Annotated in this window: 9 protein-coding genes; all 9 read left to right on the top strand. The window is 55.9% G+C overall.

Annotation, left to right across the window (positions count from 1 at the left end):
* Positions 1 to 372: 372 nt before the first annotated feature.
* The 9 genes from EXW71_RS27625 to EXW71_RS27665 all read left to right on the top strand — a co-directional run bounded on the left by EXW71_RS27625 (position 373) and on the right by EXW71_RS27665 (position 16,400).
* Positions 373 to 1,629: an MFS transporter gene (locus tag EXW71_RS27625; protein ID WP_256657142.1), complete on the top strand. Its 1,257-nt coding sequence runs from the start codon at positions 373 to 375 to the stop codon at positions 1,627 to 1,629.
* A gap of 83 nt (positions 1,630 to 1,712) precedes the next feature.
* Positions 1,713 to 1,934, top strand: a complete 222-nt coding sequence (locus tag EXW71_RS27630) for an MbtH family NRPS accessory protein (RefSeq protein ID WP_134660714.1) — start codon at positions 1,713 to 1,715, stop codon at positions 1,932 to 1,934.
* The gene (locus tag EXW71_RS27635; protein WP_134660715.1) at positions 1,934 to 8,449 is read left to right on the top strand and encodes a non-ribosomal peptide synthetase; all 6,516 of its coding nucleotides are present in this window, start codon (positions 1,934 to 1,936) and stop codon (positions 8,447 to 8,449) included. Before EXW71_RS27630 ends, EXW71_RS27635 begins: the two co-directional genes overlap by 1 nt.
* 43 nt (positions 8,450 to 8,492) lie before the next feature.
* Complete coding sequence (locus EXW71_RS27640) at positions 8,493 to 10,787, top strand: lantibiotic dehydratase (protein ID WP_134660716.1); 2,295 nt, start codon at positions 8,493 to 8,495, stop codon at positions 10,785 to 10,787.
* A 25-nt stretch (positions 10,788 to 10,812) separates the two neighbouring features.
* Positions 10,813 to 12,168 carry an aspartate aminotransferase family protein gene (locus EXW71_RS27645; RefSeq protein ID WP_256657143.1) on the top strand — a complete coding sequence of 452 codons (1,356 nt, stop codon included), beginning with the start codon at positions 10,813 to 10,815 and terminating at the stop codon, positions 12,166 to 12,168.
* Positions 12,169 to 12,215: 47 nt separating this feature from the next.
* Positions 12,216 to 13,262, top strand: coding sequence for a 4-hydroxyphenylpyruvate dioxygenase (gene hppD / locus EXW71_RS27650; protein ID WP_134660717.1), 1,047 nt, complete (start codon positions 12,216 to 12,218; stop codon positions 13,260 to 13,262).
* A complete protein-coding gene (locus EXW71_RS27655) occupies positions 13,259 to 14,341 on the top strand; it encodes an alpha-hydroxy acid oxidase (protein WP_134660718.1) in 1,083 nt (360 codons plus the stop codon). The genes hppD and EXW71_RS27655 overlap by 4 nt, the downstream gene beginning before the upstream one ends.
* A gap of 42 nt (positions 14,342 to 14,383) precedes the next feature.
* Complete coding sequence (locus EXW71_RS27660; protein WP_134660719.1) at positions 14,384 to 15,673, top strand: PLP-dependent aminotransferase family protein; 1,290 nt, start codon at positions 14,384 to 14,386, stop codon at positions 15,671 to 15,673.
* A gap of 82 nt (positions 15,674 to 15,755) precedes the next feature.
* Positions 15,756 to 16,400 (top strand): Qnr family pentapeptide repeat protein, encoded by a 645-nt coding sequence (locus tag EXW71_RS27665; protein WP_134660720.1) that lies wholly within the window; start codon positions 15,756 to 15,758, stop codon positions 16,398 to 16,400.
* Positions 16,401 to 16,857: the final 457 nt, after the last annotated feature.

Consider the following 16,857-nt stretch of genomic DNA (forward strand, 5'->3'; position numbering starts at 1 on the left):
TGATGTTCAGGTATGGGTTTGTAATGACGTTGTAACGGTAATGGGGGCATGGCAGCAAAATCAGCGCTTGCATTATAATTTTTGTGATTGAAAACAATGGGTAAGTGCTTTGTCGGGGGAGGGTGGTGGTAGTTTTGTCGCCGATTTCAGCAGCAACCGCACAGCTTGTGTGGACGTTAAAGCGGTTGTTGCCGATCGCGAAAAAAATCTTTACGCCTCCGTTTTTCCTGTGTTACCAATAAAAAATGCTGAGGAAGCTGTTGGATTCAGCCTACAAGTAAAAGCCGACGCTTGGATGAACTAAAGTTTGCCAGCGAAATAAGGGAATATAACTCCGCCTGTTAAAGCGGAAGAATGTCGGAGGCTAATTGCTTGAGTATTGAAAAAGGGTCCCTCTGGCGGGACAGAAACTTCATGTGTCTTTGGATGGGGCAGTCCGTCAGCGAGATGGGCTCGTCTATCACCAATATTATTCTTCCACTGCTCGCCATTACCACGTTGAGTGCAACTCCGGGTGAGATTGGCTTACTTCGCGCTATGGCCTCCATTGCTGTATTGCTTGCGTCAATACCTTCGGGTGTCTACATCGACAGATTCAACAAGCGAAGTTTGATGATCGTGTGCGACTTCGTGCGAGCGGCGATATTGGTTACCGTCCCGCTATTTGCATTTTACGATCAGCTTTCGATGTACTGGCTGTATGCCGTGTCCTTCTTGTGTTCCGTGTTCTCGGTCGCCTTCGGAATCGCCTATCACTCCTACTATCCGATTTTTGTGCCGCGCAAGGATTTGCCCGAGGCGAACAGCAAGATCGAAACCACGGAATCAGCCGCGCGGGTCGGTGGCCCGGGGATCGGCACGTTCATGGCGGGCTGGATCGGAGCCCCGCTCACGCTGTTATTCGATGTCGTTTCCTATATTGCCAGCGCTGTTCTCCTGAGTTTTACCAAGACTGACGAGTCGAGCAAGGTGAAGGTAACCAAAAGGCCGCCCTTGCTGCAGGAAATAGGTGAGGGATTCAAGCTGCTATATGCCAATTCGGTATTGGCGCGAACTGCGATGACGACCATTGGCTCGATGTTCTGCCTGGCCATGATGAATGCGGTTTTTTTATATTACTTGATTAGCGATTTGAAGCTTTCACCGCAAATGGTCGGTATTGTCTTTTTTATCGGTGAAGGTGGCGGGCTGTTGGCAGCTATCCTCGCGAGTGCTTTGATGCGTTCAGTCGGTAGTGCAAAAATAATGTGGTGGGTAGTCTTTCTTAGTCCGGCAGGTTTCCTTTTGGGTGGGGCACAAAGTCATCCGCTATTGCTGCCGACACTCTATCTATGTTTGACGTCTGTTCGCTTTGTATTGTTTGACATTGCCCAATATTCCTATCGGCAGTCCTCTTGTCCGCTGGAAAGTCTCGGCAAGGTGACTGCAAGTATCAGAACCTGTATCGGCATTGCGGCGGCAAGCGGGGCAATTTTCGGTGGGTGGCTGGGCAGTATTGTAAGTCCAGTCGCGAGTATATTCATTGCAACGGTATTGATGTGTGTTTCATCCCTTCCTGTAGTGTTTTCGGCGTTACGGCATACCAGAGATATTGAAGACCTTCCCGCGCTGACCCATGTAGATCGTTGATAGAGGTCGGGTCTGCAGCAAAGTTTTCCTCGTGTCGTTTTAGTTGCCAGGTTTTCCTTGGTAAAAAAGGGAGTTGAACAAGCATGGATAGCAAAAGCGTATATGGCGTTGTCATCAATCAACAAGAACAGTATTCCTTGTGGAATAACGACCGGCCGGTACCGGGAGGATGGACCTCCATTGGCGTAACCGGTTCTCAGGATTTTTGTTTGAACTGGATTCAAAATAACTGGCTGGATCAGCGCCCCGGTTTCTTGCGCGAAAACATTGCGCCGACAAAGGCACCGCCGGTCGAGGAGCTGTAATGAACAGCACCTTTGAAATAACTAATCATGTGCTCGATCTCTTGTCCCGTTATCTTGAGAATGGTGTTTGCTTGCACCTTGCCAACGAAGGATTCGAGCTGCAAACCCTTGAGTCGTCGGCCTCGCAGCCCCTGGAAGCACTGACACCGGAACTTCAGACGCACTTGCAGAGCCTGCTGCAGGAGGAAATCGGCAGGCCTTTGCAGGGCGGCACGCTATTGCCGTTGTCCTGGATTCAGCGCCGGCATTACTTCGTCACCCGGCACGAAGGCGCCGAAGTTTCATCAACAGTGCCTCATGCGTTGCGCTTCAGCGGCAAGCTGGATCGAGCGGCACTGCGTGACGCTTTGCTCCACCTTCAGCGAGTTCACCCGATGCTCCGGGCGTCCGTGCATGAAATGTACGGAGTGCTCTTTCAATGGATCGCGCCAACGGCTCAACTGACCATTGAATTCGAGGACCTTTCGCACACGCCGGTCAGTTCCCGAGAAGCACAATTGGCAGCGTTTTCACTTGACGTCATGCGCCGACCTTTTCAACTCGACCGCGGCGTGCTGATGCGCCCGGTACTGGTCAGGCTCAGTGACGAAGAGCATGTTCTGCTGCTGCCGTTGCATCATCTGATTGCTGACGGCTTGTCTCTACGCGTGATCAACGACAGCCTGTTATCGGCTTATGAGGGTTACCGTACTTCTGGTCACGCTGACCTGCCGGCGCCGAGTTCAACCTATGCCGACTTCATCCGCTTTCAACATTCTGAGCGGTCCCTGACGGAGAACGAGCGGCACCTGGACTACTGGATCAAACGCATGGCCGGCAAGCCCGTCATGCTCAGCTTGCCCACCGACAAGGCACGGCCTGCGACGCCTTCCTACAAAGGCCGTTACGTCGAACGTGTGCTTGATGAGGCTCTGACCAACGCGCTCAGTGACTTTGCAAAGAAGCAACACGTGACGCCGTTCATGCTCTACAGCGCGGCGTTTCATGTCCTGCTGGCGCGGTATTCGGGTCAGAGTGAAGTGACCTTGGGCTACCCTTTCGGCAATCGTATTCGGCGAGAGGACACCGATACCGTCGGGCTGTTTGTCAACACGCTGCTGCAACGCGTTGACGTGAGTGATGATCCCGTTACGAGTGTGTTCCTGACTCGGGTAAAGCGCGAGATCCTGCTGGGGACGGGGCATCATCGATTGCAATTCGACAAGCTGCTGGATGCATTGGACGTAGATCGCAGCGCCAGTTACCACCCGCTGTTTCAGGCGTTCATCGGTTATTACGGCCAACAGGCAAACGGGGTAAAGCCCACCAGCGTTGCGGTCAATCCCTACATTGTGGACACCGGGGCGGCGCGTTTCGACCTGGAGTTGTTCCTTCGCCCGCAAGGTGGCGAAACCGTCATGATGCTCTGGGCGCAAGATGATCTGTTTCGACCGGAAACATCCGCCAGGATGCTCGCACACCTGGACAATATCCTGAAGGGCATGCTCGCGGCTCCCGAAGAAAAGATTTCCTCGTTGTCGCTGCTTTCCGAGCAGGAATCCGGGGACCTGTTGAGGCTGGCGAGGGGAGGCGACCCGCTGCTGCCGGGCACCACGATTCTTGAACAGATCGCCGATACGTGCCGCGCTTTTCCAGACCGGGTTGCCGTGCGATTTGAGGGACAGTCGATCTCTTACCGCGAGCTGGACGCGGCTTCGTGGCATGTGGCGCGATCCCTGGCAGATCATAGGGTAAAGGCGGGCGATGTTGTCGCGGTCCAGTTGCAACGCTCAAGGGAGTTGCCGATCTGCCTGCTCGGGATTCTCAAGGCGGGCGCCGCCTACATGCCGCTGGATCCCCAGGCGCCGCAGAGTCGAGTGATGGAGATGCTCGATGATTGTTCCCCACGTGTCTTGATTGTCGAAGACAGCGCTATGGCGCCTCCCGGGGAGCTGCCTTGGGCCACCCTTTCTTCCTTGTTCACCCAGGAGCAGGCTGGTCCGGGCGATGCGGCCATTGCGCAGAGGCCGGCGAGCAAGGACCTGGCCTACGTGATCTTCACCTCGGGCTCCACGGGACGGCCCAAAGGGGTGATGAATACCCATGAGGCGTTGCTGAACCGTCTGGCCTGGATGCAAAAGGCTTTCCCTCTGCAAGCCAGCGATGTCGTTGTGCAAAAGACACCGCTGACGTTCGACGTCTCTGTGTGGGAAGTGTTCTGGCCGCTCATGTATGGCGCCACGTTGTTGATGGCCAAACCCGAAGGGCACAAGGATCCCGAGTACCTGGGGGCACTGTTCTCAAGGGAGCAAGTGAGCGTCGCTCATTTTGTCCCTTCCATGCTGATTGCGTTCGTGGCTGCCGAAGTGTTGCCGTCCTGCACTCATCTCAGACAGGTGATTTGCAGCGGTGAAGCGCTGCCGCTGCGCTTGGCCAACGCCGTCAAGCAAACCAGTGAAGCCGAATTGCACAACCTTTATGGGCCTACCGAGGCGGCCATTGACGTCACCTGGTACACGGTGACCGAAAACAGTTTGAAGGCCGGTAGCGTACCGATCGGGCGTGCCATTGATGGGCTTGAGATATTCATCCTGGATAAAAACCTCAATCTGGTCCCCCCCGGCGTTGTTGGAGAAATCCATATCGGCGGCATCGGGCTGGCACGTGGCTACATCAACCAACCGGCACTGACTGCACAGAAATTCATTCCCTCACCCTTCAGTGAACAGGGCGCGCGGTTGTACCGGACTGGTGATCTGGGAAAACACCGCTGGGATGGTCAGATCGAGTATCTGGGCCGGAACGACAATCAGGTCAAACTGCGGGGCTTTCGCATCGAGTTGGGTGATATCGAAACGGCCCTGATGCGCCTGCCGGCCATTCGCGAAGCGGTAGTGACACTCAATCAGGACATCCATGGCCACGCGACGCTGGCGGCATTCCTGGCGAGCGATGACGTCAGCGCGCAACTGATACGCCGTGCTCGCGAGGCGCTTTCATCCTCCTTGCCGGAGTACATGATTCCCTCCCTGTGGTCGGTCGTTGACGTGTTCTCGAGATTGCAGTCAGGCAAGGTCGACCGGTCCGCTTTGCCAATACCTGTCGCGTATGCCGACGCAGTTGGCGCTGCGGGGCCGCTTGAGCAAGCGACGTTGAGTGGCATCGAGCAGAGATTGGCAGCCGCCTGGGCGCTCGTGCTGGGCAGAGTGGTCACCCACGGTGACGAAGACTTCTTTCATTTGGGCGGAGATTCAATTCGCAGTATTGAACTGGTCGTGGCAGCCCGGCGAGCAGGCTTGCAACTGAGTGTGGAGAAGATTTTCCAGAACTCCACGCTGAGCAGGATGGCCCTGGTTGCCACGCCGCTGAGTGGCCCCGTGTTGATGGCCATTGCGCCATTCGGACTGATTTCAGCGGCCGTCCAGGAAGGCCTTTCCCAGGACATCGAAGACGCCTTTCCCTTGTCCCGGCTGATGACCGGACTTTACTACGAGTCGGTGGCCAGCCCGGATTACCACATCTATACAACGGCAGTGGAGTTGGAGGGGGCGTTTGTCGAGCCAATGTTCAAGCGTGCTGTCGCGCTGTTGATGAAACGCCATCCCTTTTTGAGAAGCTCCATTGATGTGTCTTCTTACCATCAACCTCTGCAGTTGATTCATCGCGACGCCGAGGTGTCGTTGGCAGTTGTCGATATCAGCGACATCGATCCGGCAGCCCAGGCCGCTTCGTTCAAGGCATGGTTCGATGAGCAGCGGACTGTCAGGTTCCAATGGGACAAGGCGCCGTTGTTTGCCATGACCGTGCATCGTTACAGCGCCTCGCGGTTCACCCTGACACTCGCCGAACCCTATCTTGATGGGTGGAGTGTCACGCTGGTCATCAGTGAATTGCTGGAGTTGTATCAGCAGCTCCTGGAGCACGCTGTGCCCGTCGTCGAGCCCGTGCGCGCACAAGGCGAGTTCTTGCTCAGGGAGGCCGAGGCGCTGGATGACCCGGACCACAAGGCGTTCTGGGCCCGACAGCTCGCGTCGCCTCATCAGGGCCAATTGCCGCTTGCCAAAGGCAGCGATTACCGCACGTTCAATGTGCCGGTCTCCAGCGCGACGTCCGATAACCTCAAGCGTCTTGCGCAATCATTGGGCGTGTCGATCAAGGCGGTCCTGCTCAGCGCCCATTTGCAAGTCATTGCCTTCATTAGTGGCCGTACTGAAGTCATCACCGGCCTGATGTCCAACAGTCGTCCGGAAACGACAGCGGGCACGTCGGCAGTCGGCATGTTCTTGAATACGTTGCCGTTGCAAATCAACGTCGCGGGCCTGACGCGCCGCCGGCTGATTCAAGCCGTGCACGCTTTCGAGGCGCAGGCGCTGCCATTCAGGAACTACCCGTTTGCGCAGATGTTGAGTGATGCCGGTATCGATAACGTCATCGATTCCACGTTCAACTACACCCATTTCAGACCTTACGAGCAGTTCGCGAACAATCAGGGGCTGAAGCTCAAGTCTATCAGGGCCACTGACCAGACTTATCACTCGTTGACCGCTCAATTCAGACTCGATGTGTTAACCCAGGGCGTCGGTCTGTTTGTTGAGTTCTCCAACACGGCGCTGTCGGAAGCCGCGATGGGGCGAATCGCTTCGTACTATGACGCGGTGTTGTCACAGCTGGCGACCGACCCTGAATCCAGTGTCTGCCCTCTGGACAGGCTGGCAGGCAGCAACGCTCATGCACTTCTGGTGTCGCCACCGGTGGAACTGGAAGTCTCCCGTCTGATCGTCGCGTTTGATCAGCAATGCGAGGCTTCACCGCAGTCATTGGCATTGCTCTGTGAGGGGCGCTCGATCAGCTATGCGTGCCTGTCTCAGTGGGTCGACAGGTTCGCCGAAACACTGCGTGAACAGCAGGTGGTGCCAGGTTCCGTCGTCGGCATCTGCGTCGAGCGATCTGCCGAGTATGTCGTCGCAGTGCTGGCATCGTTGCGCCTCGCTGCCACCTACATGCCGCTGGATCACGCCAGCCCGACCGAACGGCTGGGGATGATCCTGCATCAATCACAAGCCCGGCTGCTGATCGTGTCTGAGTCGACCCGGGGCAAGGTACCCGGTGAGATTCGTGCCGTGGCGGTTGAAGCGATGCCGGTCGATGAGCGGCGTTCCACCGCCAGCTGGCCACTGAATGCGCGGCATCCAGCGGTCTTGATGTACACCTCTGGCAGTACGGGAACCCCTAAAGGTGTCCTGTTGCACGATGAGGCCATTCTGACGCGCCTGCAGTGGTCGCGATGCCAGGAACCGAGTAAACCCTCGGACGTTTTCGTGCTGAGAACGCCAGTCGGCTTTGTCGACGGCATCGCCGAAATGTTCGATGGACTGCTCAGAGGCGTGCCTACGGTGATCTTGCCGGAACGCATCAAAGACCCGGTGGAGCTGATGAACTTCATCCAGACCCACCGAATTACCAAGTTGACCTGCGTGCCCGCCCTGGCAACCGAGATGCTCGAGTCGGGCGCCGAAGCGCGCGCCAGGCTGGCCACGCTCGATTGCCTGCACTTGAGCGGTGAATTGCTCAAAGGGGAGTTGGTGGAACAGATCCGGCAACACCTGCCGGGCGTCAATCTCATCAATTTGTATGGTTCGACAGAGGTTTGCGCGGACGCAACGGTGTTCGAGGTCCGGGAGGCTGCGGCGCTGCTGACTCCGGTCGGTCTGCCGATTCCCGGTGCACAGGTAATGGTGGAGCATGAGGGGGGCGGTTACGCACCGATCGGGACGCCCGGAGAACTGCTGGTGGGCGGTCAGATTCTTGCCCTCGGCTACTTCGGCGATGCGAAGCAGACGGCGCAGCGATTCACGCCCTCTTTGTTCAATGATGGCGGACGGGTCTATCGCACGGGTGATATTGCCGTGCTCAGTGACAGTGGCGATTTGAATGTGTTGGGCCGCGCCGACCGGCAGATAAAGATTCGAGGCATCCGCATCGAGCCCGCGGAAATCGAAGCGGCGCTGAAAACCCACGCGCAGGTTGCCGAAGCATTGACCGTGCAGCGTGTGCTGGAAGGGCGAAAAGTGCTGGTGGCCTATGTCCGCCCGGCGGCGCAGTCTGATGCGGTGGCAACTGATTCGTTGATCGAGCATTTGTCGTCGCGCGTCCTGGTGGCGGCTATCCCGGATGTGTTCATCACCGTTGAAAGCTGGCCGTTGTTGCCGTCCGGGAAGGTCGATATCAACGCACTCCCGGTTTATGGACCGCAAAGGGCCGAGGGCCGCCAGCCCGAAGGGCTTATCGAAATGGAGTTGGCCGCGCTCTGGGAGCAGCGGCTCAAGACAGCGCTGGTCAGTGTTGAGGATGACTTCTTTCAACTCGGCGGCAATTCGTTGTCCGCCATTATTCTGGCCGGCATGATCGGGCGCCGATTCGGCGTCTGCGTGAATGTGGCAGATATTTTCGACCACAGAACCCTGGCGAAACAGGCGCATCTGCTTGAGGTGAAACTGCTCGAGACCGAGGCAGCAGAACTGGCGGATGAACAGTGATCGCCGGGCAGCTGGCATCGTTTAGATAAGGATGTGAAACGACATGGAAAACTCCAAAAGTTGGCGTTGGTGGGACGATGTGCTGGTACGCGGCGCAGGCTTTGGCGCCGGTGGCGTATTGCGTCTGGCGAGTACGAGCCTAGCGGCGCAGGCTGATCGGATGGGGAGTACGCCTTTTTCCGAAGCCGACTTGAGCGACTACCGCAGGTCATTTGCGAAGGTGTCTGTCGAGCTCTCCCGGGAGCTGCAAGACATTGCCCGGCAGGACGACTTTCTACGGGCCGTCTCCTGGCAGAACCATCGTCTGCTGGACGGTGCCGTGCGTCCATTTTGCGAATGGGATCCGGCCACTCAGACAAGGCATTCCAAGCATCGCCAACGTGAAGAACTGATCGCCAACTATTGGCAACGATACTGTGTGAAGAATGACACCATCGGTTTCTTTGGCCCGTCGGGATGGGGCACCTTCAGCGACGACTCGGCCACCCGCTACACGCCGGGTGAAACGCTGATCGAGCGCCGAGAAGTGTTCTTCGAGTCCTGGGCGATCGATTGCCTGGCGGAATCATTCGAAGTGCTTCCCGCAATTCGCGAATGGTTGAAGCCGCGCCGGCTGACATTTGTAAAGATCGAGGGCGACATCAATTTCAACGGCCCCGGCCTGAAGGTCAAACTGCCGGCTCTGGAAACGGCCGTGCTGTCGATGTGTGACGGCAAGACGTCCGTTTACGATATCGAGCGCGAGTTGTCAGGCAGTTATTCCGTCTCGTTGATGGATATTCTTGGCATTCTCGATACGCTCAAGGCCAAGCGCTGGATCGTGTTGAAGATCGAATTGCCAGCCGGGGCCCACCCGGAAATATGCCTGCGCCAGTTCTTGCTGGGCATTGGCGATACGCAGTTGCAATCCTTGTTGCTGGCCAGGCTCGATGCCATGGAAGCCGCGCGCGACAAGATCGAATCGAGCGGTGACGCTACCGAGCTGACCCTGGCGCTGTCTGAACTGGATGCGCTTTTTTCCGGGTTTACCGAGACCAGCTCGACGCGGAACGAAGGCCGTACCTACGGCGGCAGGACGCTGGTCTACCACGATAGTCGACGCAATATGGCGCTATCGGTAGGCGAGGATATCAAGCAAGGTCTGGCGCCGCTGTACCTGCTGGCCAAGAGTGCGCGCTGGATTTGCTGGCGGCTGGGGACTGAGGTTCGGCAACTGCTCAGGCAAACCTATCAACGCTGTGTCGAAAAGCACGGGGCGCAATTTGACCTGACCACCATGTGGCTGGAATCGCTGGGCCCCTTGTCAAAAGTCATCGATGCGGCGCTCGACAACATTGATCAAGTCTTCCGGGCCAAGTGGGCGAAAATCATTGCAGTCGAGGATAGCGAGCGACGGGTCGAGTTCACGTACGCGCAGCTGGAGGAGCGGGTCAACCAGGAGTTTGACGCCCCAGGGGCCGGTTGGGAGGGCGCGCGCTACTTTTGCCCGGATGTGATGCTTTCCGCCGTCGACATCAATGACCTGAAATCAGGTGACTTCAAACTGGTGCTAGGGGAAATCCACCTGACAATCAACACCATGAGAAGCTCATGTTTCGTCACACAGCATCCCGATAAATCAGCGTTGCTCAAAGAGGTGGACAAGGACTTCCCCAAACCGCAGTTGCTCAATGTCCTTCCCAAGGAAAGTCCACCTCGTCTGTCGGTCCGCACCCACCCGGTGCTGTCGCGAGACTGCGATTACATGATCGAACTCAACTATCACACCGTGGATGCGGGCCGCGATCGCCTGGTGAAAAGTCGAGACACCACCATCCTCGAAGAGGACGGGCTGATCAAGATCAGGATTCCCAATGGCGAAACGTTTGATCTGGTCGACGTTTATGCTGAGCTGCTGATGGGCCGTGTGATTGATAAGTTCCAGTTGTTCTCGGACCGCGCGCACATGCCCAGAGTCAGTATCGATAAATTGGTGATTGCACGAGAAAGCTGGCGCTTCCAGGCGCAAGACCTGGAGTTCGCCAATGAAAAAGATGAGGCGCTGAGATTCATGAAGGCGCGCAGCTGGTGGAAATCTCAAAACATTCCGCGCTTTGTCTTCGTCAAGTCGAAAACCACTGAAAAGCCATTTTATGTGGATTTCGAAAGCCCGATCTTCATCAACATCCTTTCCAAGTTGATACGACGTAATCAAACCTCTGAGGCAATCAAGAACAAAGAGGTGACATTCGTTGAGATGCTGCCGGACCACCAGGATCTCTGGTTGACCGATCATGCCGGTAATAAATACACGTCGGAACTCAGGTTTACCTGGGTCGATAATTACCCGATCAAATGACCGGTGACTGACGCCAGGTCCGGGTTTGGAAAATGACTTTTACACGGAGGTGATGGGTATGCGTATTCATGAAGACGCAGGACAGGCTGACACTCAAGAGTCGTTGTTGCGAGAGGATGCTGCCTACGTCTGGCATCCTTGGGCGCCTAACCGCATAAGCACCAGTACGGTCATTGCCGTCGCCGGGGAGGGCAGCCACATCACGGATGCCAAGGGTGATCGATACCTGGATGCCAAGGCGTCAGGGATGAATGCCACGCTGGGGTACGCCAACCAGAAGATCGTCAAGGCCATAACGGCTCAGCTGGAAAAGCTGATGACCTACGACATGGTCGAAGGGGGCAATGCGCCCGCCATCGAGCTGGCGCGGGCGATTGCCCAGGTGACCGCACCGGGCTTGACCAGGACGTTTTTTTGCAACAGTGGCTCGGAGGGCATCGAGACGGCGCTCAAGGTATCGCGCCGCTATCACAAGTTGCTCAACGACCCGCAGCGATCACTGATTGTGTCGCTGAAAAACTGTTATCACGGCACCACCCTGGCCGCCTCTACGTGTGCGACATCTTCTGCCGGCGACGAACAAGGGCTGCTTCCCGCAGGGTTCGTTTCAGTGCCCGGGCCCGACTGGGAGGCCGTGCGCCGCGAAGGCCTGGCTTTGTCGCGTTCTGGGGTCGAGGCGCTCGAAGGTTTTTTTGCCGAGCATGGGAAAAACATTTCGGCATTCATCGTCGAGCCTGTCCAAGGCATTGGCGGCTACATCGTGCCGGACAACTATCTGCGGGCGGCGCGAGCGCTCTGCACCCAGTACGGTGCGCATCTCATCCTGGATGAAGTTCTGACCGGGTTTGGGCGTACCGGCAAGATGTTCGCCTATGAATATGCGCACATCACCCCCGATATCCTGATCACCAGCAAGGGCTTGACGGCCGGTTACATGTCGCTGGCGGCGGTGACCACCCATGACACGATTTTCGATGTGTTTGAACGCGAAAAGGAAATGTCCGGCTTCAGCCACGGGCACACGCATTCCGGGCACGCTTCGGCCTGTGCGGCAGGCCTTGCGGTACTGGATATTCTGCAACACGATGGCGTGTTGGCGCGAGTCCATCAGTTATCGACGGTGTTGCACGAAGCGGTCGGGGCGTGCGCCGAGACGGCAACGGTCCGGGAGATCAGATGCCGCGGATTGCTCATGGCGGTCGAGTTCGACAGTGTCCAGCGCGCCCTCTCGATCAAGAAGCACCTGCAGGACAACAAAGTACTGATCCGCCGCAGTGGTCGGAACATCATTTTTGCACCGCCGCTCAATATCGACCTGGCTGATATCGAGTACCTCGCTGCGCAGTTTCTCGACGCTGTCAGCGTCGCGTCAGCGCAATGAACGTAACAGGTTGAGTGTTGTAATCAGCAATCGGGAGGTGTCGCAACATGGATGAAGCTTTGTTTTTCGATGACGTCAGCGTCGATCATATACGCCTGTATGTGCATGATCTTGAGTCGGCCTCACTGACTCTGGGCGAGAAATACGGTCTTGCGTCATGTCATTTCGATCTTCCGGCCTGCTCTCGGGAGGCAGAGCGTTCGCGCTGCTTTTACAAGGAAGATATCTGCATTGTCCTGACCCAGCCGCTGGTGCCGTCGCATCCGGGCAGCGAGTTTTTGCGACGGCATGGCGAAGGAGTTGCGGACATTGCCTTGGCGGTGCCGGATGCCACGCAGGCCTTCACGCTGTCAGTGTTGCGTGGTGCGGTGCCGCACCTGGCTGCGCAGCAGAAAGACGGCATCGTCAGCGCTTCGATTTTTGGCGCGGGGAACCTCGTTCACACGTTTGTCCAGCGAGAAGCGTCCGGACATCGGCGTGCGCCGGGTATGCCAGGGAGAACAGTCAGCGGATTGCATGCCTTCGATCACTTTGCCGTGTGCCTGCAGGCCGGTGATCTGGCGGCAACCTGCGCCTTCTACATGCTGGCGCTGGATTTCTCCGTTCTCTATGAGGAGAAAATCGTCGTGGGCAAACAATCCATGAACTCCAAGGTGGTACAGAACAGGTCCGGTCGGGTGACGTTGACCTTGATAGAACCCGACCTGAGCTATGAAGCAGGGCAAATCGACAGTTTCATTCAGAAGAACAATGGCGCAGGCGTGCAACATATCGCCTTGCGTACAACGAATATCGTCAAGTCGGTCCAGGCCCTGGCTGAAAAGGGTGTCGACTTCTTGAAGTCTCCCAGCGCCTATTATCAGCAGCTGCCGGAGCGTCTTGAGAGCCTCAAATACGATGTCGACAAACTGATGGAGTTGAGCTTGCTGGCTGATCAGGACCATGCCGGCCAGCTATATCAGATATTCGCCAAACCCTCTGATCCCGATTGCCATTTTTTCTTTGAAATTATCGAGCGTGTCGGGGCCAAGACCTTTGGCAGCAGCAATATCAAAGCGCTGTACGATTCTGTAGAAATGAGTAGGGCGTCATGATCTCGACTCCCGTAAACCTTGCCGATTATTCGGAACTGGCGCGCCTGGCCTTGTGCGACTCGATCTGGGATTTTCTTTGCGGTGGCAGTGGCGAGGAGATCGCGCTGAGGGCCAACCGGACGGCACTGGATCGCATTTCCCTGTTGCCGCGTGTCTTGACGGGCCTGACCGGGCACAGCACGGCTTGCACCTGGTTCACACATGCCAGCGCGATGCCCGTCGCCATTGCACCGATGGCCTACCACAAGCTGTTCAATCCGCAAGGCGAACTGGCCACCGCACGAGCTGCAAAAGTCAGCGGTGTGCCGTTGATCGTCAGTACCCTGAGCAGTGTTTCGATCGAGGACATCGCCGCAGTGGGCGCTGATCTCTGGTTCCAGTTGTATTGGCTCAAGGATCAGGCTCAGGTCCGGTCCCTGATCAAGAGAGCCGAGGATGCCGGCTGCAAAAGCATCATGGTAACGGCCGATGTGCCGCTGATGGCGCGGCGTAACCGTGACTTGCGTAACGGATTCGCCTTGCCCGCTGATGTGCATGCCGCCAATCTAACGCCGAGTGCGCATCTGCATGCTGTTTCGCATACCGGCAGTGCCGCCACTTCCGCTGTGGAGCGGCACACCCGGGAAGCCTTTCTTGCGGGCTTGAGCTGGCGTCACATCGAGCAACTGCGCGGCATGACGACCTTGCCCATTATCGTCAAGGGGGTCATGGACCCTCGTGATGCGCGCCAGGCTTTCGAAAGCGGTGCTGATTGCGTCGTGGTTTCCAACCACGGCGGTCGACAGTTCGATGCTGCCCCCGGAGCGCTGGAGAGTCTGGCGAATATTGTCGAGGTGACCCCGAACGAATGTTCCGTACTGTTTGACAGTGGAGTCCGCACCGGTAGCGATGTTCTGAAGGCCATGGCACTGGGCGCTGATGGTGTATTGCTGGGGAGGCCGGTCCTGTGGGGCCTGGCCGCGCAAGGTCAGCCTGGCGTGGAGCAGGTTCTCGCGTTGCTCAAGGATGAACTGCTGGACGCCATGGTCCTGGCCGGATGTCATTCACCCGCTGACGCCAAAGCGCTGGTTGTAGGGTAAGTCGGCTTTTTGCGTTCAATTTCAAAGGATGGAATCTGCACAATGAATCTGAATCTGGACGATCTGCACACCAGCGTCACTGACCCGGCGCTCAACTCCATGAACTTCCTCAATGAAGTGGCCGAGCGATATCCTCAAGCCATTTCCCTTGCCGCTGGCCGTCCTCACGAGGATTTCTTTGAACTGGAGACAGTTCATCGAGCCATTCGTGTGTTTACCCGTTATCTGACTGATGACTGCCAAATGAGCGAGGAGAAAGTACGGCGAACCATTTTCCAGTACGGACCTACCGCTGGCATCATCCAGGGACTGATCAGCGAGCACCTGGCCATCGACGAAGACCTGCAGGTTGACCCGCACGCGATTGTGATCACGTCGGGATGCCAGGAAGCAATCCTGCTGACATTGCGCGCACTCTGTCGTGACCCCGGTGATGTGCTTCTCGCCATCAATCCGACCTATGTCGGACTGACGGGAGCTGCCCGCCTGCTCGATATTGAGGTAGTGGCGGTTGCCACCGACGCGACCGGCGTTGATTTCGCTGACTTCAAGGCAGTCGTCGCGGGCTTGCGTGCTCAAGGACGCAAGCTCAAGGCCTGTTATGTGATGCCCGACTTTGCAAACCCCTCTGGGGCGAGCATGAGTCTGGAAACGCGTCAGGCGTTACTGGCATTCGCGGCTGATGAAGCGCTGTTCCTCATCGAAGACAACCCCTACGGCTACTTCCACGGGGATGGCATCAGACTGCCGACGTTGAAGGCGTTGGATAAAACCCGCCAGGTTGTCTACCTGGGGTCTTTTTCGAAAACCATATTTCCCGGGGCAAGAGTTGGCTTCGTGGTCGCCGACCAGCTCATTGAGCCCGCGGGCACAGCCGGTTTGCTGGCTGATCAAATCGCCAAAGTCAAAAGCATGGTGACGGTCAACACGTCCCCGATTGTGCAAGCCATCATCGGCGGGCAATTGATCGAGCATCGGCTCAGCCTCTCTACCGCGACACGTGATCTGCGCGGCATCTACGAGCGCAACAGGATGGCCGTGCTGGCTGCCCTGGCAGAAAAACTGGGGGGGCATGATTTACCCGTCAGTTGGAACATCCCAGCGGGCGGATTTTTTCTTGTGCTGACGGTACCGTTCGCGGCTGACGAAGCAGCCCTTGCGCAATGTGCGCATGAGTTCGGCGTCATATGGACGCCCATGACCCATTTCTATCTGGGAGAGGGCGGGGCGAACCAGATACGTTTATCTATCAGTGCCTTGAGCCCCGAGCAGATAGAGGATGGTATCGAGCGTCTGTCGCGTTTTATTCGGATGAGGATCGAACGTGGGTGAACGTTGTGTTGGACAAATTATTAATCGCTCGTTTTCGATCCTATAAGGGGTTGATTTTAAAAGATAAGGATTGAACGTCATTATGAATGGTTTTATCCATCGGGACAGAAAGATGGAAAAAAATGAATACAGTGGCATCAAGGTTGTCGGTGCTGAATTTTATAATTGTGATTTTTCACAAGCTGACTTGAGTGAGGCGCAATTTATCGACTGTAAATTTTATGATTATGACACTGAGTTGGGTTGCAATTTCAGAAGTGCATCTTTAGCGAGAGCTGTGTTCACAAAGTGTGATCTTACAATGTGCAGCTTTAATTTTGCAAAGGCGCTAGGCATAGAGATGTCTGGTTGCAAATTGCAAGGTGCCGATTTTTCCAATACAAGTTTTATGAACATGATTACAGACAAGAGCTGGTTCTGCCATGCTACGATTACGGACTGTAACCTCTCATACGCGATTTTTTCGAAGGTGATACTGGAAAAGTGTGAGTTGTGGGGCAACAGATGGGTTGGAACAAATATTAAAGGTGCGAGTTTTAATGGCTCAGATCTGTCAAGTGGGGAGTTTAACTCGTTTGAGTGGGAGCATGCGGACTTTAGAGGGTGCGATCTAAGGAACTCAGAGCTAGGGGTGCTTGATATTAGAAGAGTAAGTCTTGACAGGGCAAAGTTGGATGTTGAGCAAGTTTGCAACTTGGCCAGAGCGCTTGGGGTTGAGGTGGTGTGAGCACTTGAAAGCGTGGAATATCTCGGCTAATGGAAGCGTCATTTATGGAAACGATCTTTTCTCAAATCAGCGATCGTCTGAACAATCGTCGATTTACGAAATTCGTCAATTGGCCACGGATAGAGTCCAGTGGCTTGGCTACTTTTTTCGCCATTGATACACGCTGAAAACAAGTCCAGAATTAAGTCTTTTCCTGCTCCAGCAAGAAAAGAAACCCCTTAGATTACCAGATGCGAGTCTCGTTTCCCGCTCAAATTATTGTTCTACAGGCTTCCATTGAAGTATGTAGAAACCCAAAAAAGAGGCTTAGGCCTCTTTTTTCGTTCCAGTAAGTTCTTCTTTAAGCCACTAGCAGCCACGATTTTTTAGTACATTTGTTAGTACATTAATCCGGCGCTTGGTAGATCATTTTTTCGTGGGACTCGCCTCTCTGGAAACCGTACAAATTTCCTCTATT

Origin of the sequence: Pseudomonas sp. BCA17, assembly GCF_004519405.1 — a bacterium.
Lineage (GTDB): Bacteria > Pseudomonadota > Gammaproteobacteria > Pseudomonadales > Pseudomonadaceae > Aquipseudomonas.